The sequence below is a fragment of the Actinomycetospora flava genome (assembly GCF_037400335.1).
Lineage (GTDB): Bacteria > Actinomycetota > Actinomycetes > Mycobacteriales > Pseudonocardiaceae > Actinomycetospora > Actinomycetospora flava.
This window is the reverse complement of record NZ_JBBEGM010000002.1, coordinates 235478-257096: the sequence shown is the minus strand read 5'-3', so window position 1 is coordinate 257096 and position 21619 is coordinate 235478. Positions and strand designations below refer to the sequence as shown.

General features: G+C 74.3%; 21 protein-coding genes. 9 read left to right on the top strand and 12 right to left on the bottom strand.

Annotated features, from left to right (window positions below):
- Positions 1 to 6 precede the first annotated feature (6 nt).
- Complete coding sequence (locus WCD58_RS07920) at positions 7 to 507, top strand: inorganic diphosphatase (protein WP_337702015.1); 501 nt, start codon at positions 7 to 9, stop codon at positions 505 to 507.
- 40 nt (positions 508 to 547) lie between these two features.
- On the opposite strand, the gene WCD58_RS07915 is transcribed toward WCD58_RS07920, so the two are convergent.
- Entirely contained in the window at positions 548 to 3175 is a 2628-nt protein-coding gene (locus WCD58_RS07915) for an MFS transporter (RefSeq protein WP_337701354.1), read from the bottom strand.
- A complete protein-coding gene (locus WCD58_RS07910; RefSeq protein ID WP_337701352.1) occupies positions 3172 to 3693 on the bottom strand; it encodes a MarR family winged helix-turn-helix transcriptional regulator in 522 nt (173 codons plus the stop codon). The genes WCD58_RS07915 and WCD58_RS07910 overlap by 4 nt, the downstream gene beginning before the upstream one ends.
- A 445-nt stretch (positions 3694 to 4138) precedes the next feature.
- On the opposite strand from WCD58_RS07910, the gene WCD58_RS07905 reads away from it, so the two are divergent.
- Positions 4139 to 4918 carry an enoyl-CoA hydratase/isomerase family protein gene (locus tag WCD58_RS07905; protein WP_337701350.1) on the top strand — a complete coding sequence of 260 codons (780 nt, stop codon included), beginning with the start codon at positions 4139 to 4141 and terminating at the stop codon, positions 4916 to 4918.
- Between the two features lie 224 nt (positions 4919 to 5142).
- Here WCD58_RS07905 and WCD58_RS07900 read toward each other — a convergent pair whose 3' ends face one another.
- Genes WCD58_RS07900 through WCD58_RS07890 form a run of 3 tightly spaced genes read right to left on the bottom strand, consistent with a single transcriptional unit; the run spans position 5143 to position 7894 of the window.
- A complete protein-coding gene (locus tag WCD58_RS07900; RefSeq protein ID WP_337701348.1) occupies positions 5143 to 6354 on the bottom strand; it encodes an acetyl-CoA C-acetyltransferase in 1212 nt (403 codons plus the stop codon).
- A 19-nt stretch (positions 6355 to 6373) separates the two neighbouring features.
- The gene (locus WCD58_RS07895) at positions 6374 to 6826 is read right to left on the bottom strand and encodes a MaoC family dehydratase (protein ID WP_337701346.1); all 453 of its coding nucleotides are present in this window, start codon (positions 6824 to 6826) and stop codon (positions 6374 to 6376) included.
- A 12-nt stretch (positions 6827 to 6838) separates the two neighbouring features.
- Positions 6839 to 7894, bottom strand: coding sequence for an LLM class F420-dependent oxidoreductase (locus tag WCD58_RS07890; protein ID WP_337701344.1), 1056 nt, complete (start codon positions 7892 to 7894; stop codon positions 6839 to 6841).
- A 51-nt stretch (positions 7895 to 7945) separates the two neighbouring features.
- On the opposite strand from WCD58_RS07890, the gene WCD58_RS07885 reads away from it, so the two are divergent.
- Positions 7946 to 8380: an acyl-CoA thioesterase gene (locus tag WCD58_RS07885; RefSeq protein WP_337701342.1), complete on the top strand. Its 435-nt coding sequence runs from the start codon at positions 7946 to 7948 to the stop codon at positions 8378 to 8380.
- Here WCD58_RS07885 and WCD58_RS07880 read toward each other — a convergent pair.
- Together WCD58_RS07880 and WCD58_RS07875 are read right to left on the bottom strand one after the other, a co-directional pair.
- The gene (locus tag WCD58_RS07880) at positions 8344 to 8979 is read right to left on the bottom strand and encodes a flavin reductase family protein (RefSeq protein WP_337701340.1); all 636 of its coding nucleotides are present in this window, start codon (positions 8977 to 8979) and stop codon (positions 8344 to 8346) included. The genes WCD58_RS07885 and WCD58_RS07880 overlap by 37 nt on opposite strands.
- A gap of 2 nt (positions 8980 to 8981) precedes the next feature.
- Positions 8982 to 10496: a hypothetical protein gene (locus WCD58_RS07875; protein WP_337701338.1), complete on the bottom strand. Its 1515-nt coding sequence runs from the start codon at positions 10494 to 10496 to the stop codon at positions 8982 to 8984.
- 553 nt (positions 10497 to 11049) lie between these two features.
- On the opposite strand from WCD58_RS07875, the gene WCD58_RS07870 reads away from it, so the two are divergent.
- Genes WCD58_RS07870 through WCD58_RS07860 form a run of 3 tightly spaced genes read left to right on the top strand, consistent with a single transcriptional unit; the run spans position 11050 to position 12850 of the window.
- Positions 11050 to 12138, top strand: coding sequence for a sulfite oxidase (locus WCD58_RS07870; RefSeq protein ID WP_337701336.1), 1089 nt, complete (start codon positions 11050 to 11052; stop codon positions 12136 to 12138).
- A 26-nt stretch (positions 12139 to 12164) separates the two neighbouring features.
- Positions 12165 to 12533 carry a YidH family protein gene (locus WCD58_RS07865; RefSeq protein ID WP_337701334.1) on the top strand — a complete coding sequence of 123 codons (369 nt, stop codon included), beginning with the start codon at positions 12165 to 12167 and terminating at the stop codon, positions 12531 to 12533.
- Positions 12530 to 12850: a DUF202 domain-containing protein gene (locus WCD58_RS07860; RefSeq protein WP_337701332.1), complete on the top strand. Its 321-nt coding sequence runs from the start codon at positions 12530 to 12532 to the stop codon at positions 12848 to 12850. The genes WCD58_RS07865 and WCD58_RS07860 overlap by 4 nt, the downstream gene beginning before the upstream one ends.
- Here WCD58_RS07860 and WCD58_RS07855 read toward each other — a convergent pair.
- Complete coding sequence (locus WCD58_RS07855) at positions 12822 to 13727, bottom strand: DMT family transporter (RefSeq protein WP_337701330.1); 906 nt, start codon at positions 13725 to 13727, stop codon at positions 12822 to 12824. The genes WCD58_RS07860 and WCD58_RS07855 overlap by 29 nt on opposite strands.
- A 1-nt stretch (position 13728) precedes the next feature.
- Positions 13729 to 14973 (bottom strand): acyl-CoA dehydrogenase family protein, encoded by a 1245-nt coding sequence (locus WCD58_RS07850; protein ID WP_337701328.1) that lies wholly within the window; start codon positions 14971 to 14973, stop codon positions 13729 to 13731.
- A 180-nt stretch (positions 14974 to 15153) separates the two neighbouring features.
- Here WCD58_RS07850 and WCD58_RS07845 point away from each other — a divergent pair, with 180 nt between their 5' ends.
- Together WCD58_RS07845 and WCD58_RS07840 are read left to right on the top strand one after the other, a co-directional pair.
- Positions 15154 to 16146: an MSCRAMM family protein gene (locus WCD58_RS07845; protein WP_337701326.1), complete on the top strand. Its 993-nt coding sequence runs from the start codon at positions 15154 to 15156 to the stop codon at positions 16144 to 16146.
- The gene (locus WCD58_RS07840; protein WP_337701324.1) at positions 16143 to 16982 is read left to right on the top strand and encodes a YceI family protein; all 840 of its coding nucleotides are present in this window, start codon (positions 16143 to 16145) and stop codon (positions 16980 to 16982) included. The genes WCD58_RS07845 and WCD58_RS07840 overlap by 4 nt, the downstream gene beginning before the upstream one ends.
- Before the next feature lie 80 nt (positions 16983 to 17062).
- Here WCD58_RS07840 and WCD58_RS07835 read toward each other — a convergent pair whose 3' ends face one another.
- On the bottom strand, positions 17063 to 18142 hold the full coding sequence (locus WCD58_RS07835) for a DUF1275 family protein (RefSeq protein WP_337701322.1): 1080 nt from the start codon (positions 18140 to 18142) through the stop codon (positions 17063 to 17065).
- Between the two features lie 83 nt (positions 18143 to 18225).
- Positions 18226 to 20259, bottom strand: a complete 2034-nt coding sequence (locus WCD58_RS07830; RefSeq protein WP_337701320.1) for an MFS transporter — start codon at positions 20257 to 20259, stop codon at positions 18226 to 18228.
- Between the two features lie 126 nt (positions 20260 to 20385).
- Here WCD58_RS07830 and WCD58_RS07825 point away from each other — a divergent pair, with 126 nt between their 5' ends.
- Positions 20386 to 20907 (top strand): FBP domain-containing protein, encoded by a 522-nt coding sequence (locus tag WCD58_RS07825; RefSeq protein WP_337701318.1) that lies wholly within the window; start codon positions 20386 to 20388, stop codon positions 20905 to 20907.
- A gap of 18 nt (positions 20908 to 20925) precedes the next feature.
- On the opposite strand, the gene WCD58_RS07820 is transcribed toward WCD58_RS07825, so the two are convergent.
- Positions 20926 to 21585 carry a hypothetical protein gene (locus tag WCD58_RS07820; protein ID WP_337701316.1) on the bottom strand — a complete coding sequence of 220 codons (660 nt, stop codon included), beginning with the start codon at positions 21583 to 21585 and terminating at the stop codon, positions 20926 to 20928.
- Between the last annotated feature and the right edge of the window lie 34 nt (positions 21586 to 21619).

Here is a 21619-nt window from a genome sequence, read left to right as displayed (position 1 = left end):
GACGCCGTGGAGTTCGACGTACTGATCGAGATCCCCAAGGGGGTCCGCAACAAGTACGAGATGGACAAGACGACCAACCGGCTCCGGCTGGACCGCACGCTCTTCACGGCCACGCAGTACCCGGCCGACTACGGCTACATCGAGGAGACGCTCGGCCAGGACGGCGACCCGCTCGACGCGCTGGTCCTCATCCAGGAGCCGACGTTCCCGGGGTGCCTGGTCTCCGCCCGTGCGATCGGCATGTTCCGCATGACCGACGAGGCCGGCGGCGACGACAAGGTGCTCTGCGTGCCGGCGGGCGACCCCCGCCAGGAGCACCTGCGCGACATCCACCACCTCTCCGAGTACGACCGCCTGGAGATCCAGCACTTCTTCGAGGTCTACAAGGACCTCGAGCCCGGCAAGAGCGTCGAGGGCGCCTCCTGGGTCGGGCGCGCGGAGGCCGAGGCCGAGATCAAGGCGTCGCTGAAGCGGGCCGAGGACCTCAAGCAGCCCGCCACCTCGTAGGACCCGCCGGCCGCCGGGACCGTGGTCCCGGCGGCCGTCGTCAGCGGCCCGTGCGGGTCAGGTCGGCGTCCGGCTCGCGCTCCTCGTGACGCCCCGACGGGGCGGGCTGCGGGGGCGTGACCAGGAGCTCCACGCCCTCGGGCGTGACACCGCCGTCCACGACGACCTGCCTGCTGACCGGCGCGAACCCGCTCGCGGTGAGCATGTGCCGGCCGGGCGCGAGGTCGTCGAAGCGGAACCGGCCGTCGGCACCCGTGACCGCCGAGGCCACCACGCCGCCGTCGCGGCCCACGAGCACCACCAGCGACTCCGGCACCGGCGCCCCGCTCGCGGTGCGGACCGCGCCGACGAGGCCGTAGCGCGCCGGCGGCACCGTGACGTCCCCGCGGGCACCCTCGTCGTCGACGTCGACGCGCGAGGCCTGCGGCCCGCGGCCCGGGGCCAGTACGGTGAGCGTGTAGCCGCCGGGCGACAGCTCCCCGGCGTCCCAGCGGCCGTCGGCGTCGCTGCGGCGCACGCCGACCACCCCGCCGGCCCGGTCGGTGACCGTCACCGTGGCCCCTGCGACCGGCGTCCCGTCGGTCTCGGTGACGCGCCCGCCCAGCGTCGCGACGCGGGCCAGCGCGACGTCGCGGCGCACGGGCACCCCGTCGACGGTGACGAGCTCCGCGAACGGGCGGCGCCGGGGCGAGGCGGCGATGAGCACGTAGGTCCCCGCGGCCGGCGCGGCGAGGGTGTAGCCGCCGCGGTCGTCGATGCCCGTGCGCCGGATCGGCGCACCGTCGAGGCCGTGCAGGGAGACGGTGACCTCGTCCTGCGCGGTGACCGGGCTGCCGCCGGTGCCGGTGATGCGTCCGTGGACGGTCGGGCCGGCCGGGCCGGTCGCCGCGGCGTGCACCGGGCGGGCGTCCGCGGTGTCCGGCGGGCCCCAGTCGGCGGCCGTCGCGGCCGGGACCGGCGGCGTCGAGGCCGGCGTGTTCATCGCGGCGGCCGGCGCCGCGCCCTCGGCCCCGTCCGCTCCCTCGGCGCTGCGGGCCTGGATCCCGGACTGGGTGCGCAGCGGCACCTCGCGCAGGAACAGCACGAGCACGAAGCCGACGGCGATGACGCAGGCGGCGATGAGGAAGACCAGGTCCATCGCGTTCGAGAAGCCGACGAGGTAGGGCTCGGCCAGGCGCGGGTCCATCCGCTGCAGCACCGAGGAGTCCTGGGCGACCTGCGCCGCGCCCGTCACCGGGTCGAACGCGACCCGGTTGGCCGGGTTCGCGAGCGCCGCGGGGTCGGCGAGGGCCGCCTGGAACCCCGGGGTCGGGGCGATGGAGGTGAAGGCGTCGCGGATGCGGTCGCCGACGGTCGAGAACAGCACCGAGAGGAAGACGGCGACGCCGAGCGTGCCGCCCATCTGCCGGAAGAAGGTCGCCGACGCCGTCGCGACGCCCATGTCCTTGGCCGGCACGGCGTTCTGCACCGCGAGCACGAGGGTCTGCATGCAGTTCCCGAGCCCGAGGCCGAACACGACCATGAGCAGCGCGATCTCCCAGTACGGGGTGTCGGCGTGCAGCCGGAAGTGGAACAGCAGCATGCCCGCGGTCATCAGCCCGAGGCCGATCACCGGGAAGATCTTGTAGCGCCCGGTGCGGCTGGTCAGCTGGCCGGAGACGATCGAGGCGACCATGATCCCGCCGACCAGCGGGATCATCTGCAGGCCCGCCTGCGTGGGGTCGGAGCCGGTGACGATCTGCAGGTACTGCGGGACGATCGCGATGCCGCCGAACATGCCGACGCCGGTGATGATCGCGATGATCGAGGTCAGGCTGAATACGCCGTTGCGGAACAGGCGCAGGGGCAGCAGCGCGTCCTCGCCGTAGGCGCGCTCGGCGAGGTAGAAGGCGACGAGCCCGACGGCACCGATGGCGTAGCAGACGATCGCCGACGTGGAGCCCCAGCCCCACTCGCGGCCCTGCTCGGCGACGATCAGCAGCGGCACCAGCGCGACGGCCAGCGCGGCCGCACCCGGGAAGTCGAGCCGGTGCTCACGGCGGGTGTGCGGCAGGCGCAGGACGTTCCAGACGACGAGGAACGCGATCGCGCCGATCGGCACGTTGACGAGGAAGACCCAGCGCCAGCCGGTGATGCCGAGGATCGTGTCCTGGCCGGCGAGGAAGCCGCCGACGACCGGGCCGATGACGCTGGACGTGCCGAACACCGCGAGGAAGAAGCCCTGGTATCGGGCGCGCTCCCGCGGCGGGACGATGTCGCCGATGATCGTCAGGGCCAGCGACATGAGGCCGCCGGCGCCGAGGCCCTGGACGGCGCGGAAGGCCGCCAGCTCGTACATCGTCGTCGAGATCGTGCACAGCACCGAGCCGAGGACGAACAGCGCGATGGCGGTGAGGAAGAACGGCCGGCGCCCGTAGAGGTCGGAGAGCTTGCCGTAGAGCGGCGTCGTGATCGTCGCCGTGATCAGGTACGCCGTCGTCGCCCAGGCCTGGAGGTTCAGGCCCTGCAGGTCGTCGGCGATCGTGCGGATCGACGTCGAGACGATGTTCTGGTCGAGGGCGGCCAGGAACATGCCCAGCATGAGCCCCGAGAGGATCACGAGGATCTGGCGGTGGGTGAAGCCGGTGCTGCTGGTGGGGGGCGCCGCGGTGGTGGCGGGCGTGCTCATGAGGCCTCCTGGCCGCGCACGGCGGCCGACGGCGGGGTGGGGGCGTGGTGGCGCTCGAGGTCGCCGGCCAGCTGCTCGAGCAGTTCGACGAGGCGGACGCGGTCGCCCTCGTCCCAGTACTCGGTCATGGCGCCGATCTCGCGGTTGCGGCGGTCGCGGTTGGCGTGGAACACCCGCAGGCCCTCGTCGGTGGGCGCGAGCAGCGTGGCGCGGCCGTCCTCCGGGTCGGGGCGGCGCTCGACGAGCCCGGCGCGGACCAGCCCGGCGACCTGCCTGCTGACCGTCGACGGGTCCGAGTGCACGGACTCCGCCAGCGCGTTCGACCGGCGCGGTCCCTCGAGCACGAGGCGGGCGAGCAGCACGTAGGCGGCGCGCTCGACCCCGTCGGGACCCACGGACTTCCCGGCCTTCGCCCGCTCCACCGCGCGCATGACGCGGATGAGCTGGTGACCGAGGCGGTCGGAGACGAGCCAGCGGTCGTCCACCCCGGGCGGGGCCGGGAGCCGGGGAGATTCCATTGCATGCTCCGTACAATCGGTTGCTGCGTACAAGCATGCGCCTGCTGCCGCGGCGAGCGCCAGCCGGGTCCCCCCAACGAGCGCGTCACACTCGCGGGGCCCGGCGTTGTCGACCGAAGGGCACCGTCGATCGAACTAGCGGGTGAGGGGTGACCTTCGCCGGAATGCGGGGCGGGGGCTCGGGTCGGCGAGGGGCGCGGTGCGCAGGTGCGCGGGCCGTCCACGACGCGGAAGGTGCTTCTCGCGTCGCGGTGCCGCGCCATCGTGGTGATCAAGAGTGTCATATCCACCCTCGCCGGCGACGCGAGGTGGACGACGCGCTCGTGATCTTCGAGGACCCCGTCCCGGGCGTCGTCGGCGCTCCCCGGGCCGCAGGACCCAGAACCGTGGAGCGTTCGCTCCGGAGTCCCAGATCGTCGCGACAGGGGCTCTACGGTGTCGGACCGTGGAGAGCGAGCGCGTCACCTACGAGCGCGACGGGCACGTCGCGACGATCACCTACTCCCGCCCGGAGAAGCTCAACGCGATCGACGGGGCGATGCGCGAGGGGCTCAACGAGGCGTTCGACCGCTTCCGCGCCGACGACGAGGCATGGGTCGGGATCGTGACCGGCGAGGGGCGCGCGTTCTGCGTCGGCGCCGACGCGCGCGGCGAGGGCAACCCGGCCGGCGACTTCCCCGGCTCCTTCTGGGAGCGGCCCACCGTGAACTCGTTCGAGAGCGGCTGGGAGATCTACAAGCCGGTGATTGCGGCGGTGAACGGGCACTGCCTGGGCTACGGGCTGACGCTGGTGACCTGGTGCGACCTCGTGATCGCCAGCGAGCGGGCGACGTTCGGCTTCCCCGAGGTGCGCCTCGGCATCCCCACGATCGTCGGCGCCATCCGCCTGCCCCAGCGCATCGGGTGGCAGCCGGCGATGGAGCTGCTGCTCACCGGGGAGCGCGTCGACGCCGAGCGGGCGCGCGAGATGGGGCTGGTGTCGCGGGTGGTCCCGCACGACGAGCTCCTCGCCGAGGCCCGGGCGCTCGCCGACCGCCTCCTCGCCGGCGCGCCCCTCGCCCAGCGCGCGATCAAGGAGATGGCGCGCCGGGCCCCGTACCTGGGCGAGACCGACGCGATCCGGTTCGGCGAGGCCATGCGCCGCGTCGCCGGGGCCACCGAGGACGCCGCGGAAGGCGCGGCCGCCGCGCGCGAGCGTCGGGAACCCCGCTGGCAGGGGCGGTGATCACTCCGGGTGCTCCGACGGGTCGATGTGATCGACCGGCAGGAGCACCCGGGCGGATCATGAACAGCACGCCCCCGCTCGGGCGAGCTGGGGGATTTCCTGACGTTGAACGCGAGCGTGGCCGCCACGCTGACTCACCCCGTGCGTCGACGAGCTCGGCGTGTCGCGTCACCGAGGATGTGGCGATCCTGGCGTGAGACGCCAGCAACGCCGCATCGCTCGAACTAGGCGACGCGCTCGAAGACCGCGGCGAGGCCCTGGCCGCCGCCGATGCACATGGTCTCCAGGCCGTAGCGGGCCTCGCGGCGTGCCATCTCGCGCACCATCGTCGTCAGGATCCGCACGCCCGTGGCGCCGACCGGATGCCCCAGCGAGATCCCCGAGCCGTTGGGGTTCACGCGCTCGTCGGTGACCAGGTCGATGCCCCACTCGCGCCCCACCCCGAGCGCCTGGGCCGCGAACGCCTCGTTCAGCTCGATGACGTCGATGTCCGAGAGAGAAAGACCGGCGCGGCCGAGAGCGGCGGAGGTCGCCGGCACCGGCCCGATCCCCATCACCTCGGGCCCCACACCGGCCAGGCCCCACGACACCAGCCGCGCCAGCGGCCGCAGCCCCAGCTGCTCGGCGCGCTCCGGCGTCGTCACGATGCACACCGCCGCGCCGTCGTTCTGCCCCGACGCGTTCCCGGCGGTCACCGTGGCGTCCGGGTCCTGCTTCCCCATGATCGGCCGCAACCCCGACAGCGACTCCAGCGACGCGTCCGGCCGGATGTGCTCGTCGGCGTCGACGATCGTGTCCGACTTGCGCCCCGGCACCGTCACCGGCACCAGCTCGTCGGCGAACCGGCCGTCCTTGACCGCCGCGGTGGCCTTCTCGTGCGACCGCACCGCGAGGCGGTCCTGCTCCTCGCGCGGGATCGAGTAGCGCTCGCGCACGTTCTCCGCGGTCTCGATCATCCCGCCCCACACCGGGTGGTTCTTCCCGCCGGCGTGCACACGGCCCTGGGCCAGCGCGTCCTTGAACTCGAACCCGCCGGCCTTGGTGCCCCACCGCGGCGCCTGGCTGTAGTACGTGGCGCCCGACATCGACTCCGCGCCCCCGGCCAGCACCAGCGACGCCCCGCCGGTCTGCACCGCCATCGCCGCGTACAGCACGGCCTGCAGCCCCGACCCGCAGCGCCGGTCGACCTGGATCCCGGGCACCGACACCTCGAGCCCCGCGTCCAGCGCCGCCACGCGCCCGATCGCCGGCGCGTCCATCGTCGGGTAGCAGTGCCCGAAGATCACGTCGTCGACCTGGTCCGCCGCGAGACCGGTCCGCGCGACCAGCTCCCGGATCACCGTCGCCCCCAGCTCCTGGGGCGCCACGTCGCGCAACGCACCCCCGAACCCGCCCACCGGCGTCCGCAGGGGCTCACAGATCACCGCATCGGCCACGGCCGACCTCCTCGAAGAGCTAGAGCGCGTACCGCAGGATGACCTCGGCGACGCACGCCGGCTTCGGCCATCCCTCGATCTCCACCGTCCCCCCGATCGTCGCCTGCACGCCGTTCGCGACGTCGGTGACGTCCACCAGACGGCAGTGACCTCGCACACGGCTGGGCACCGGGACCGGCGCCGGGAACCGCACCTTGTTCAGCCCGTAGTTCACGGTCATCGACACCCCCTTCACCTCGAAGGTGTCCCAGCCGAACTTCGGCATGAGGGCGACGGTGAGGAAGCCGTGCGCGACGGTCTTCCCGAACGGCCCGTTCGCGGCGGCCTCGGGGTCGACGTGGATCCACTGATGGTCGTCGGTGGCGTCGGCGAAGATGTCGACGCGGCGCTGGTCGACCGTGACCCACTCGCTCGTCCCGAGGTCCTCCCCCACGGCAGCACGCAGCTCATCGACGTCGGCGAAGACACGCATCTCGGGAGGCTCCTAGAGATCGGCGGCGAGTTCCTTGACCTGCCCGACCAACGACACCCGCTCCGCCGGTGTCCCCGCCAGCGGCGTGACGTTGATCGTCGTGACGCCCGCGCCCGCGAAGGCCTGCAGCCGCTCGGCGACGTAGGAGCGCGGCCCGATCAGCGACATCGAGCGCACGAGGTCCTCGGGCACCGCCGCGGCCGCCTCGTCCTTCTTGCCGTCGAGGTAGAGGTCCTGGACCTTCGCGGCCTGCTCCTCGTAGCCGTAGCGCTGGGCGAGCTCGTTGTAGAAGTTCTTGCCCTTGGCGCCCATGCCGCCGACGTAGAGCGCGACGAACGGGCGCATGCCGTCGAGCATCTGCTGCGCGACGTCCGCGTCCTCGGTGATGCACAGCGACGCCTGGAGGTAGGTCTGCAGCGGGCCCAGCGAGGGGTCGCGCTTCGCCGTGCCGGCCTCCAGCGACTCGCCCCACACCTCGTGCGCGCGCTCGGGCACGAACAGGATCGGCAGCCAGCCCTCGGCGATCTCGGCGGTCAGCGCCACGTTCTTCGGGCCGATCGCGGCGAGGACGATCGGGATCCGGTCGCGCACCGGGTGGTTGATGATCTTCAGCGGCTTGCCGAGCCCGGTGCCCTGGTCGGGCGGCAGGGGGATGTCGTAGTACTTCCCGGAGTGCTGCACCTTCTCGCGGCGCCACACCTGCCGGCAGATGTCGACGATCTCGCGGGTGCGGCCCAGCGGGGCGTCGTAGCGCACGCCGTGGAAGCCCTCGATGACCTGCGGGCCCGACGCCCCGATGCCGAGCGTGAAGCGCCCGCCGGAGACGTAGTCCAGGCCCGCGGCGGTCATGGCCGTCAGCGACGGCGTGCGGGTGTAGATCTGCAGGATGCCCGAGGCGATCTCGAGCCGGGTCGTGCGCGCGGCGATGAAGCCGAGCTGGCTCACCGCGTCGAAGCTGTAGGCCTCGGGCACGAACGCGATGTCGAGCCCGGCCGCCTCGTGCTCGGCGAGCTCGGCGACCGTCTCCTCGAACCCGCCGCTGTAGTTCAACCCCATCCCGATGCGCACGGGGGCACCCTGCCACGATCGCGGCGATCACGGGCGGGCGGAGGAGGCCGGGTGTTCTCGACGACGGTGACGGTGCGCGGCTACGAGTGCGACGCGAACGGGCACGTCAACCACGCGGTCTACCACCAGTACGGCGAGCACGGCCGCACCGAGACGCTCCGGGACCTGGGCATCGAGATCGCCGACATGACCGCGGCCGGGCTCGGTCCCGTGATCCTCGAGACGACCGTGCGCTTCCTCGCCGAGCTGCGCGCCGGGGACGACGTCGACATCCTGCTCGACCTGCGCTTCGGCGAGGGCAAGACGTTCCGCATGGACATCGAGCTGCGGCGCCGCGACGTCGTCGCCGCCACGATCACCGGCACGATGGGCCTGCTCGACCACGACACCCGGCGCCTCGTCGCCGACCCGCGCGGACGGCTCCGGGCCCTCGCCGACCCGGAGGGCGTTCAGCTGCTCGACGACCCCGACGACTCCGTGAAGTGACCGGGCCAGTCGCTGTAGCGGATCCGCGGGGTCGCGACGACCTCGCCGAGCGTCGACCACTCGTCGCCCCCGAGACGCGCGAGCGGCGCCAGTCGCCGCACGTCGGGCTTGCCGTCGACGAGCACGTCGTCGGAGACCGCGATGTGCACGACCCGGCCGAGGACGAGCGTGCAGTTGCCGACGTCGAGGGTCTGCTCGAGACGGCACTCCAGCGCCACCGGTGACTCGGCGATCCGCGGTGTCTTCACGAGCAGCGAGGGCTCGCGGGTCAGGCCGGCCGCGTCGATCTCGCTCTCGTGCGACGGGAAGTCGGTCGCGGTGGCGTTGATGTGCTCGAGCAGCGGCTCGGGCGTCAGGCAGACCGTGAACTCCTCGGTGGCCTGCGCGTTGCGCAGCGAGTCCTTCTCCCCGACCGAGGTGAACTGCACGATCGGCGGGTCGGTGCTCGCCACCGTGAAGAACGAGTGCGGCGCGAGGTTGTCGACGCCCTCGGCCGAGCGCGTCACCACCCAGGCGATCGCGCGCGGCACGATCACCGCGGTCAGCAGCTTGTAGACGCCGCGGGCCCCCACGGCGTCGGGGTCGAAGTCGGTGCGCACGCTCAGTTGTTACCCGGCAGCAGCCCGGACGGGACCAACTGTGGGGCGCGCGACGTGGTGGTCGTCGACTCCGGTTCGCTGGTCTCGTCGGCGCCGCTCGTCGTGGTGGCCGGCGCCGAGGTCTCCTCGGAGCCGCCCTCGGGCGCGCTCGAGGTGGTCTCCGGCGCCGACGGGGCCGTGGAGGTCTCCGGGGCCGTGCCGAGCACCGAGCCGACGCTCGTGCCGGACTCCCCGCCGGACAGCGGCGAGCCCTTGATCCGCTCGATGCCGGTGACGGCCAGCATCGCGATCAGGAAGATCAGCAGCGCGGTGGCGGCGAGGAGCGCGTAGCGCCGCCAGGGCGGACGATTCGGGGGCGGGTCGTCGTCCGGGTCGTCGGGACCCCCGGGCGCACCGACCAGCGCGGTCTCGTCGTCCTCGGGCGAGTCCATCACCCGCGTGCCGGGCCCGACGACCTGCGTCCGGTCGTCGCCGGGGGTCACGCGGGTCGCGTCGTCCGACCCGATGACGACGGTCGGGGTGTCGTCCGGGACGTTCGTCGCGCGCGTCCGGTCGCCCGCGGGAGGGATGCCGGTGACCCGGGTGCGGTCGCCGGCCGCGCCGTCACCGACGGCCATCGCGCTGGCGACCATGGTGCGGTCGTCGGCGCGCTGCTCACCGCGCTCCGGGGCGTCGGGGCGGCGGGTGCGCAGGCGGCGCCGCACGGTGTCGCGGGTCCGCTCGATCGAGCGCTGGTACACCGCGTCGCCGACGGTCGTGATGACGGCGGCGATCCCCGCGCCGGCGACGGTGCCCATCGCACCGCCGACGAACGAGCCCACGCCGGCCGTCGTCACCGCCGCCGCGGCGCCGCCGCTGAGCTTGACGATCGACAGCGAGGACGCCTCCGGTGCGGCCGCGTGGGTCGTGGTGGCTTGGGTCGTCGGGGCGTCGGACGGGGCCGCACGGGTCGCCGGCGCGTCCGTGGGCGTCGCGTACGGCGGGGCCGCGTCGGCGGGTGCGCGACCGGGGGACGGCGCCCCGGGCGACGGCGGGCCACTCCAGCCGTTCGGGGCGGGCGGCCCGTACGGACCGCCCGGCGGGCGGCCGGGAGGACCGCCCGGCGGACCGGGCCGGCCCGCGCCGGGCGGGCCGTAGGGCGGCGGACCCTGGGGACTCTGCGGACCCTGCGGGCCGGCGCCCGGGGGCGGAGCCCCCGGACCCCCCGGACCCTGCTGACCCGGCTGGCCCTGCGGACCGGCGCCCGGGGGCGGGCCCGCCGGGCGCGACGGCATCGGTCCCGGAGGACCAGGCTGCTGGGGAGGCTGCTGGAGTGCGGACCCACCGGCCTGGTCCGCGCCGTGCCGGCCCCCGAACGCCGGGGCGTCGGGCGCCCGGAAGTCGGGCGGGACGTCGGGCGGGACGTCGGGCGGGACGTCGGGGTCGGCGCCGTGCCGCGACACGGCGGCGTCGTCGGGACCCGGCCCGGGCGCGGCGTGGCGCCCGCGGGCCCCAGGGGGTCCGGACTGCTCGCTCATCCTGCCCTCGCTGACCTCGACGATCCCCCGCGCCGGCACGGGGCGGGCGCCCTCAACCCTGCCCCACGGCCCCGGCGGCCCGCGGTCGGGGCCCCGGGAGGACACCGGGACGGGACACCGGGACGGCCGTCCGGGAGCGGACGATCAGCGGGCTCAGTCGCCCGAGCGCCGGTGCCGACCGCCGTTGCCACGGAGCATCACCGGCCGGGAGGGACGGTCCTCGCTCCCGCCCGCTCCGTCCTCGCGGAACGCACGCCGTTCGAAGCCGCGATCGGTACGACCGAACGCCCGGCGGACTTCCTCGTAGATCGGCGTCTGCGACATGTGCGGCACCCTACGACTCCGTCCGGGGGTGCCGAGCAGCACACCGACCCACGGTGCCATGCGTGTGATTCGGCCCCTGACCTGGGAACACTCCTCGGATCGCGGCGTCGCGGTGATCGTGTTCACCGGGCTCCGCCGGGTCGATCACGGACCCGGATCCGAGGTCCACCCGGTCGGATCAATCGGCCCCGCGACGCCCTCACCCGGTGTCGCCGAACCCAGGAGCAGCATGGACACCCAGCCGGCGGAGATGACCGTCCACTCGGCGCAGCCGTACAACGCGGAGCCCGCGCGGACCGCCCTCGCCGGCCGCGAGCTGACGCCCGTCGCGTCCTTCTACCACCGCAACCACGCCGCCGAACGGCCCGCGATCGACCCGGCGACGTGGACGCTGCGCGTCGACGGGATGGTCGAGCGCCCGGCGACGTTCTCGCTCGGCGCGCTGCGGGAGCGCTTCGCGGAGCACGCCGAGGTCGTGACGCTGCAGTGCGCGGGCAACCGCCGGTCGGGCCTCATGGAGGTCGCCGACCTCCCCGGCGAGACGCCCTGGGGCCCGGGCGCCACGGGCACCGCCCGGTGGGCCGGCGTGCGCCTGGCCGACGTGCTCCGCGACGTCGGGGCCGACCCGGCGGCGAGCGACGTCGTCCTCACCGGCGCCGACGTCGCCGACGAGCCCGGCGAGCCCTACGCGGTGTCCGTCCCGCTCGAGAAGGCGCTGGCGCCCGAGGTGCTGCTGGCCTGGTCGATGAACGACGCGCCGCTGCCCGACGCCCACGGGGCGCCCGTGCGCGTCGTGGTGCCCGGCTGGATCGGGGCGCGCAGCGTCAAGTGGCTCGATCGCGTCACCGTCGCGGACGCGCCGTCCTCGGGCTTCTACCAGTCGGTCGCCTACCGGCTCCTGCCCGCCGACGCCTCCCCCGCGCCGGGACGCGGCGTCGCGCTCGGCCCGATCGCGGTCAACGCCGACGTGCTCTCCCCCGCCGACGGCGCCGAGGTGCCGGCGGGCAGCGTCCGCGTCGCCGGGTACGCGCTGGCCGGCGGCGACCGGAGCGTCGTGCGGGTCGACGTCTCCACCGACGACGGGGCGACGTGGACCGAGGCGGAGCTCGCGCCGCAGGCGAGCCGCTGGAGCTGGCGGCTCTGGCACCACGACCTGGACCTGCCCGCGGGCACGACCCGCGTGGTCGCCCGCGCCTGGGACTCGGCGGGCGGGGTGCAGCCCGCGGACCCCGCCGAGCTCTGGAACCCCAAGGGCTACGTCAACAACTCCTGGGCGCGCGTGACGCTGCACGCGGTTCCCGGCACCATGGAGCGATAAATGTCCCGACATTAGGGAGACAGTCCGTGGGTGAGGCGCCCGACGAGCAGCGCGGCACCGAGCACGAGCCCGACTACCGCTTCACCCTCGCCAACGAGCGGACGTTCCTCGCCTGGCTGCGGACCTCGCTGTCGCTGCTCGCGGCGGGCGTGGCCGTCGTGCAGCTGCTCCCCGAGTTCGCCGTCCCGGGCACCCGCGGGGTCGTGGGCGCCCTGCTCGCCGCGCTCGCGGTCGTGACCGCCGCGGGCGGGGTGCTGCGCTGGCGCGGGGTGGAGTCCGCGATCCGGCGCAGCATGCCCCTGCCCCGCCAGCGCCTGCCCTGGGTGCTCGCCGGCGGGCTCGTGGTGCTCGCGCTGTTCGGGCTGGTCCTGGTGGCGATGCGGGCCACGGCGTGACCTCCCCGTCGGACGCCGGCCTGCAGGCCGAGCGCACCGGTCTCGCGTGGAGCCGCACGTCGCTCGGCGTCGGCGCCAACGCCGTGCTGCTCGCCGTCCGGGAGCTCACGCACGACAGCCCGGGCCCGTCGCTCGTGCTCGCCGGGGCGGCGGCGGTGCTCGCGGTGGTCGTCGCGGTCTACGGGCGGTTCCGCACCGCGCAGATCGTCCACTCCCCGCTGCCCTCCCCGCTCGCCGCGACCCGGGCCGTGCCGCTGCTCGGGATCGCGGTGGCGGTGCTGGCGCTCGTCACCGGTGTGGTGCTGTCCCTGCGGTAGCCGGGGCCCGCTGCTCCGGGGTGGGCCCGGAGCGGATGAGCGTGACGAGCCCCGTCACCGCGACGACCGCGCTGACCCCGGCGAGGACCGCCCCCGAGACGCCGAGGGAGAACCGCTCGCCGAGCACGACGATGCCGATCGCCATCGCGGCGACCTGGTCGACCGTGATCTGCGTCGACAGGCCCGCGTCGAGCCCGCCGTCGCGATAGGCGGTCTGCAGCAGCATGATCGACGCGACGGGCAGGATCGCGGCCGCGGCGAGCACGGCGGCGATGAGCCACGGCGAGCGCCCGTCCTGGACCAGCCGGAACGTCAGGCGGACCAGCCCCGAGGTCGCGCCCGCGCAGAGCCCGGAGACCGCGGCCCGGACGACCGCCCGGGGCACCGCCGGCGCGCGCCCGCTCGCGACCGTGACCACCGCCGCCACGACGAGGACGACGAGCACCGTGCCGAGCACGAGGTCCGCGTCCGGCGGCATCTGCGAGGGCTGGTGCTCGGCGAGGCCGAACAGCCCGGCGAGCCCGATCACCAGCACCACGGCGCCGACCCACTCCGCCCTGTGGATCCGGCGCTTCTCGAGCCACGCGTCCAGGGGCAGGGCGAGGATCAGGGCGGTCACGCCGATGGGCTGGACCAGCGTGATCGACCCGAAGCCGAGCGCGACGACGTGGATCATCGCCCCGACGACCATCGCCGCCACGCCGCCCCACCACCACGGCCGCCGCAGCAGCGCGCCGAAGAACGGCAGGCCGGCGCCCGTGCGTTCGCCGGCGTCGACGGTGCGGGCGGTCTCGCGCCGCTGCAGGGCGGCCGAGAGCGCGTAGGCCAGCGCCGAGCAGCAGGCGAGGGCGACCGCGATCGTCGAGTGGGCGGTCACGTCAGCGCACGAACGCGCTGTGGCCGGTGACCGCCTTGCCGACGATCAGCGTGTTCATCTCGCGCGTGCCCTCGAAGGAGTAGAGGGCCTCGGCGTCGGCGAAGTAGCGGGCGACCCCGTTGGCCAGGATCACGCCGTTGCCGCCGACGAGCTGGCGCGCCCAGCTGACGGTCTCGCGCATGCGGGTCGCGCAGAACTCCTTCGCGAGGGCGGAGTGCGCGTCCGACCCGCCCCCGGCGTCGAGGAGCTGGGCGTTGCGCACGGCCATCCCCAGCGAGGCGGTGACGTTGCCCAGCATCTGCACGAGCAGCTCCTGCATGAGCTGGAACCCGGCGATCGGGCGGCCGAACTGCTCGCGCTGCTGCGCGTAGGACACGGCCATCTCGTAGGCGCCCATCTGCGTGCCGGTCGCGCCCCAGGACGCGTTGGCGCGCGTCACCCGCAGGACCCCGCCCGCGTCGGCGAACGTGCCCGAGCCACCCGCGAGGCGGTGGTCGTCGGGCACCCGCACGCCGCGCAGGGCGATGTCGGCGTTCTGCACGATCCGCAGCGCCGTCTTGCCCTCGATCTTGACGATCGTCATGCCCTCGGTCTCGCGGGGGACGACGAACCCGCGCACCTCGTTCGTCTCGAGGTCCTTCGCCCAGACGACGATCAGGTCCGCGAAGGTCGCGTTGCCGATCCAGCGCTTGTCGCCGTCGAGGATCCAGTGGTCACCGTCACGGCGCGCGGTGGTCTCCATGCCGCCCGCGACGTCGGAGCCGCCGTGCGGCTCGGTGAGCCCGAAGGCGCCGATCGACTCCATCCGCGCCATCGCCGGCAGCCAGCGCTCCCGCTGCTCGGGGGTCCCGCCGGCCCAGATCGAGCCCATCGCGAGCCCCGAGTGGATGCCGAAGAAGCTGTTGACCGACGGGTCGACCCGCGCGATCTCGGCGGCCACGAACCCGAGGAACAGGCGTCGCGCGGGCTCGTCGGCACTCGCGCCCAGCCCGTAGGGCAGGCCGGCGAGGTCGAGGTCGGCGAACCCCTTGACCAGCTGCATCGGGAACTCGGCGCGCTCCCAGGCGCCCTCGACGAGCGGGACGACGTCCTCGGCGAGGTAGGTGCGCAGGCGGCGCAGGGTCGCCGTCTCGTCGGCCGTCAGCAGGTCGGCGTAGTCGTAGAAGTCGGCGATCGCGTCGCGGTCCGGGTCGAGATCGAGCGCGGGACGCGGCAGCGCGGGGAAGTCCGACGGGAGCTCGGGCATGCCCCCAGCCTGGACCGCACCACCATCGGGGCGCCAACCGGTCGCCGGCGAGCCACCGCAGGATGATGCTTGTACTATCCAAGCAAATGCTCCCCGTCGAGGGACCGTCCCGGCGCGGGGTGCGTGATCGGTGGACGATGGGGCGCGCAGACGCGGCGCGTTCGAGAGAGGTGGACGTCGGTGGACGGACAGGAACCGATCATGATCTTCGGTCGGGTGACGCGGAGCGACGGCGCGCCGGTGCCCGGCGCGGCGCTGACGCTGTGCGACCTCTCCGGTGACCAGCTCGACCGCGCGGCCGCGGACGAAGGCGGCCACTACCAGCTCGTGCCGCCGACGGGCGGGACCTACCTGGTCATCTGCGCCTCGTCGACCCACCAGCCGCAGGCCTCGCTCGTGGCCGTCGCCGACCGCCCGCTGCGCCACGACGTCGGCCTCGCCGGCGGCGGCGCCTCGCTCGGCGGCACCGTCGGCGTCCGCCACGGTGGCGGCACCAACGGCGCCGGCACGGGCGTCAGCAGCGGGTGGGGCGACGTCGTGCTCACCCTCACCGACGTGCGCGGCACCGTCGTCGCCGTGACCCGCTCGGCCGCCGACGGCAGCTACCGCTTCGCGGACCTCAGCGAGGGCACCTACACGCTCACCGCCGCCGCCCCGCGCCTCGCGCCGGTCGCCGAGACGGTCCGCGTGCCCGCCGAGGGCCACGTCGCGCACCACATCGCCCTCGCCACCCGCACCCAGCTGTCGGGCACGGTCCGTTCCGCCGGCGCCGGGCGTCCGGTGGCCGAGGCACTGGCGACCCTGGTCAGCGAGGACGGCCACGTCGTCGGCTCGCGCGTCACCGGCGAGGACGGTTCGTTCCGCTTCGACGACGTCGCCCACGGCGTCTACACGATCACCGCGAGCGGCTACGCCCCGGTGGCCTCGGAAATCGAGATCGGCCCGGGCCACCCGTCGGACGTCGTGCTGAGCCTGGTGCCGCCGGCCGTCGACGGGGCGGCGGACGCCCCGCCGCGTCCCGACGCGCCGCGCGGCGACGACGGCGCGGCCGCGGGCGGCGCCACGAGCAGCACGAGCGGTGCCAACGGCACCAACGGCTTCGGCGGGCGGCACGGGCAGCACGGGGAGGCCCCCTCCGAGCGCGAGAGCCAGTCCGGCGGCGAGCGCTGGTGAGCGCGGGCGAGTCCACCTCGTCCCTGACCGAGACGCCCCGCGGCCGCGGCTGGATCCGCGGCTCCGCCGTCACCAGCGACGGGTGGCCGGTGCCGTTCGCCGTGGTGACGGTGATCGACGCCGCCGGCACCCAGATCGGCGGGGCCTCGGTCGGCGGTGACGGGGTGTTCCTCGTCGAGGGGCTGCCGGAGGGCCCGGCCACCGTGATCACGTCCGCGGTCGGCCACACGCCCGCGGCGCGCCCGACGGCCGGGTCCGGCGACCTCGGCCGGGTGGTGCTCACGCGCTCGGGCGCGCTGAGCCTGCCCGCGCCCGGGCGCTGGGACATCGACCCCGTGCACTCGCGGATCGCGGCGTCGGCGTTCCACCTCGGCATCACCAAGGTGCACGGGCGCCTGCGCCGCTTCACCGGCGCGATCGAGATGGGCACCGACCTCGCGAGCAGCCGCGTGCACGCCGCCATCGACCCCGCGAGCGTCGACACCGACGACGACGCCCGCGACCAGCACCTGCGCGCCGGCGACTTCCTCGACGTCGTCGCGTTCCCGCGCATCGACTTCACGTCGACCGCGATCACCGGCCACAGCCCGGACCACTGGACGATGACCGGCGACCTGGTGCTCAAGGGCGTGCGCAACCCCGTCGCCCTCGACGTCGTCTACCACGGCGCGGGCCCGGACCTCTGGGGCGGCGAGCGCGCCGGGTTCTCGGCGACGACCCAGCTCTCCCGCGACGACTTCGACATCCGCTGGAACCAGTCGGTGATCGCCGGCATCTTCGCGGTCGGGCGGACCCTGCGCATCGAGATCGACATCGAGGCGGTCCGCGCCGCCTGAGGGCGGGGTCGCCGGTCGGGAGATCACGGGCGATGTCATCCACCTCGCGGGCCCGGCCGGGTGCACGAGGTCGCCCCTGATCACCGGGAGGCCGGCGTCGTGGGCTCGCCGGCGGCGGCGCCCAGGACGACGTCGTGGGCGACGGGGTGCCCGTCGACCGAGATCACCGCGGCGCGGGGGCGCGCGGCACGCCCGCCCATCCGGTGCGGGGTGCAGACGAGCATGAACTCCCCGGAGCCGGGCGGCTCGAGGCGGTAGCTCCCGTCGGGCTCGGTGTGCACGCGCCCGACCTGATCGCCGTCGCTCGAGACCAGCGTCAGCACGGCCGGGCGGGCCGCGCCGTCCTCCCCCAGCACGCGGCCGTGCACCGGGCCGACGGTGTCGCCGGCCTCGTCCTCGCCCGCCTCGGGCACCTCCTCGCGCGGGTCCGGGGCGAACTGCGGCTCCCCGGCGGTCAGGCCGCCGCTGTTCGCGCGGGTCACGACCGCCATCAGCACGATCGCGACCGCCACGAGCACGACGGGCGCCACGAACGACCAGTCGGGGGCGAGGCGCTGCACCACGGCGTTGCCCCCGGCCGCGGCGACCACGGCGACCAGGCGCAGCGGGGAGTTCCAGTTCCACGTGAACGGTCTGTGCAGCTCGACGAGGCTCGAGACCCAGTTCGTCACCGTGCCGGACAGGAAGCTCGTCGGCGTGCCGGCCGGACCGACGTAGCGCAGGGCCGCGGCCTGGATGCCCATCGCCAGCCCGGCGCCGACGACGAGCACGACGACCTTCCACGGCACGAGCGGGCCGTCGTCGTCCACGCCGTACCAGAAGGCGCCGAGCAGGAGCAGCAGCGCGAGCTCGAACGTCAGCGTCGCCCCGACGGCGTTGCGCCACGGCCAGCGCCGCATCGCCAGCCCGCAGAAGACGGTGCCGGCGATCAGCCCGCCGCAGTAGCCGCCGATCGCGCAGATGTTGTCGACGATCTGCCCGACGTCGCCCTCCCCCAGCCCGAGGCCGAGCAGCACCAGGTTGCCGGTCATCGTGCTGGCGAAGACCTGGTTGAAGGCGAAGTAGGTCACCACGTCGATCGCGCCCGCCGCGGCGGTCAGGATCACGGTCGCGGCGCCGAGCGTGCGCGGGCGCCGTTCCGGTTCGTCGAAGCCGGTCATCTCGGGCTCGACGTTCGCAAGAGTGCTTTACGAACAGATTACCGTTCGTCGCGCATGTGGGTCAGCGCACAGGACCGGGCGGCTCAGCGCGGCAGCGCCGCCCGCTCCCGCAGGACGACGTCGATCTGCACCGGGGAGCCGTTGACCGTCACGCGCGTCACCGCCGGGGCGGCGGCGCCGGGCCCGCGCGGGCTGGCGATCACGAGGTAGTCGCCGGAGCGCCCGTCGGCGCTGAGCGTGAAGTGCCCGGCGTCGTCGGTGGTCGCGCGGTCGGCCTCGTGCCCGGCGGCGTCGACGAGCGTGAGCACCGCCGCCGCGGGGCCCTCGTCGGGCGCCAGGATGCGCCCGGCGACGGCCACAGGACGCGACGGGGCGGGCGCCGGGTCGTCCGACTCCTCGCCCAGCGCCTCGCCCGGCGCCTCCGCCTCCTGCAGCGAGGGCTTGGCGGTGTCGAACAGGGACGCGACGGCCGCCACGAAGCAGCAGGCGGCCGCGAAGCCGAGGGCGAGGAACAGGCCGTCGGCGAAGGGCCCCGAGATCAGCTCCGGGAAGAAGCTGCGGCCCGTGAGGAAGCCCGCCTGCTCGGGGCCGACCTGGGCCAGCACGCCGGGGCCCAGCAGGGTCTCGATGGGGTTGTAGCCCAGGAGCGCCGCGAACAGCGTGCTCACCGGCGGGAGCTCGGCGATGCGGCCCGCGACGTCGGCGGGCACGCCCTGCCCGGTCAGGCCGCCGAACAGCGCCGCCGGGAGCGTCGAGGCGAGCCCGAGGATCAGCATCGAGAAGAAGATGCCGATCGAGAGCACCGTCGCGCCGTTCATGAACGTCGCCGTCATGCCCGCCGCGGCGCCGCGCTGGCGGGCCGGGACGCTGTTCATGATCGAGGCGCGGTTGGGCGAGGAGAACAGGCCCATCGCGAGGCCGTTGACCGCGAGCAGGAGCGCGAACAGCGGGTAGGGGAAGTCGACGGGCAGGAAGCCCATGAGCAGGAAGCTCGCGGCGGCCACGATCATGCCGCCGGCCGCGTACCAGCGGGCGCCGTGCCGGTCGGAGAGGAAGCCCGAGACCGGTCCGGCGATGAGGAACCCGATCGTCAGCGGGACCATGTAGATGCCGGCCCACAGCGGCGTCGACTCGTAGTCGTAGCCGTGGCGGGGCAGCCAGATGCCCTGCAGCCAGATGATGAGGATGAACTGCAGGCCGCCGCGGCCGAGCGCGGAGAGCAGGTTCGCGATGTTCCCGGCGGTGAACGAGCGGATGCCGAACAGCGACAGGTGGAACATCGGGTGCGGCACCCGCCGCTCGATCGCCACGAACACCGCGAGCACCACGACGCCGCCGATGAGGCAGACGAGCACCGTCGGGCTCGTCCAGCCCATGACGTGCCCGCCGTAGGGCTGGATGCCGTAGGTGATGCCCATGAGCACCGCGATGAGGCCGACGGCGAAGGTGACGTTGCCCCACCAGTCGATGCGGCCCTCGTGGCGCTCGCCGGTCTCCTGGAGCTTGGCCCAGGCCCAGATCGTGCCGCCGACGCCGATCGGCACGGACACGATGAACACGAGGTGCCAGGCCACCGGGGCGAGCACGCCGCCGATGATCAGGCCGAGGAACGAGCCGGCGATCGCGGCGATCGAGTTGATGCCCAGCGCGAGGCCCCGCTGCCGGGCCGGGAAGGCGTCGGTGAGGATCGCCGTCGAGTTCGCGAGCAGCAGCGCCCCGCCGATGCCCTGCAGGACGCGCATGCTGATCAGCCAGATCGCGCCCGCGTCGCCCTGCAGCCAGGTGACGGCGAGCAGGATCGAGAACACGGTGAACACCGCGAACCCGAGCGTGTACATCCGCGTGCGGCCGTACATGTCGCCGACCCGGCCGAAGGTGACGACGAGGACGGCCGTCACCACGAGGTAGCCCATGATCAGCCACAGCAGGTAGCTGATGTTCTCGGGCCGCAGCGGGTCCAGCGCGATGCCGCGGAAGATGTCGGGCAGCGCGATCAGCAGGATCGACATGTTGATCGTCACGATCAGCACGCCGAGCGTCGTGTTGGTCAGCGCGACCCACTTGTACCGCGGGCCCAGGTGCGCCACCGCCGGCGCCACCGCCGTCTCGCTCGCCACGTCGCCTCCGGGCTCACACCAAGATTATTAGTATCGGGCAACTATCCTAAGCATGCCGCACCCGCCGACGGGATGTGACGTCGTCGATCCGGAATCCGCTCGCGTCCGTCGCTAGCGTGGCGAGCCATGTCCACCCTGCTCACGGCCGACGCCGTGCGCCGCTCGATGATCAACTGTTCGAAGGGCGACGCGAAGCGGATGACGGTCGTCGACGCCGTCGTCGGCACCGACCTCGAGGCCGTCGAGTTCGCCGGCTGGCAGGACCCGCGCATGCCGCAGCGCGCCTACCTCGTGAGCCTCCACGACGGCGTCGTCACCGGGGTGCTGCTGCGCCCGGCCGCCGGCGGCGGCGCCCGCCGGACGGCCATGTGCGCGCTCTGCCGCACCACCCACAGCGACGGCGCGGTCACCCTCTACACCGCCCCGAAGGCCGGGGCCGCGGGTCGCGAGGGCAACAGCGTCGGCACCTACGTCTGCACCGACCTGGCCTGCCCCGCGACGACCCGCCTCGAGCGCAAGCCCGGCGCGAGCGTCACCCCCGACCTCGGCCTGCCCGTCGACGAGCGCGTGGCCGGTCTGCGCGTGCGCGTCGACGGGTTGCTCGCCGCGATCCACGGGCGGGAGGACGCGGCCCGGAGGCCCGCCTGAGCGTCAGGAACCCGGGCCTCAGGATCCTGACTGCGGCACGAGCACCGGCAGGGCGCGCAGGGCCAGGTCGACCAGCACCGGCTGGGCCTGGTCCACGGGCACCGGGCGGTCCGGGGTGAGCGTGAAGCTCGCCGTCACGCGGCCGTAGACCACGACGAGCACGGGCCCGTCGGGGTCCGGGTAGTAGACGGCCTCGGCGGCGCCCATCGGCACCGGCTGGGCCGGGACCCCGGCGCTCGCCTGGGCGTCACGGTTGACCCGCGACTGCGCGGACGCGGCCTGCGGGTCGGTGTAGCCGCTGGTGAGCACCTTGAGCACGAGCGTGTTGGACGGCGGGGCGCCCGGGCCGCCCTGCGAGAGGTAGTTGCAGGTGACGCGCTCGAGCCGTCCGACCGACGGGGCCGGCACGTCGCGCAGCGCCGTCACGCGCACCGAGCCGAGCGGGAGCCCCAGGTAGTTCGGCATCTGCTCGGACGACAGCACCTGGTCGCACTCGGTGGGCAGGATGCTGTTGCGCGGCGGCGGCGCGCTGGTGGCCGGGGCGGCGCCGGGGCCGGGGAACTCCGGGATCGGCGGGGTGCCCGCCGACGCCCCGGACGAGCAGGCGGCCGCGACGAGGGCCGCGGCGGCCAGCGTGCCCGCGAGCAGCGCGCGTCGTGCCCTGTACCGACGGCTCACCGCCGGTGCCGCTCCCGCGCGCTCCATCGCCCCC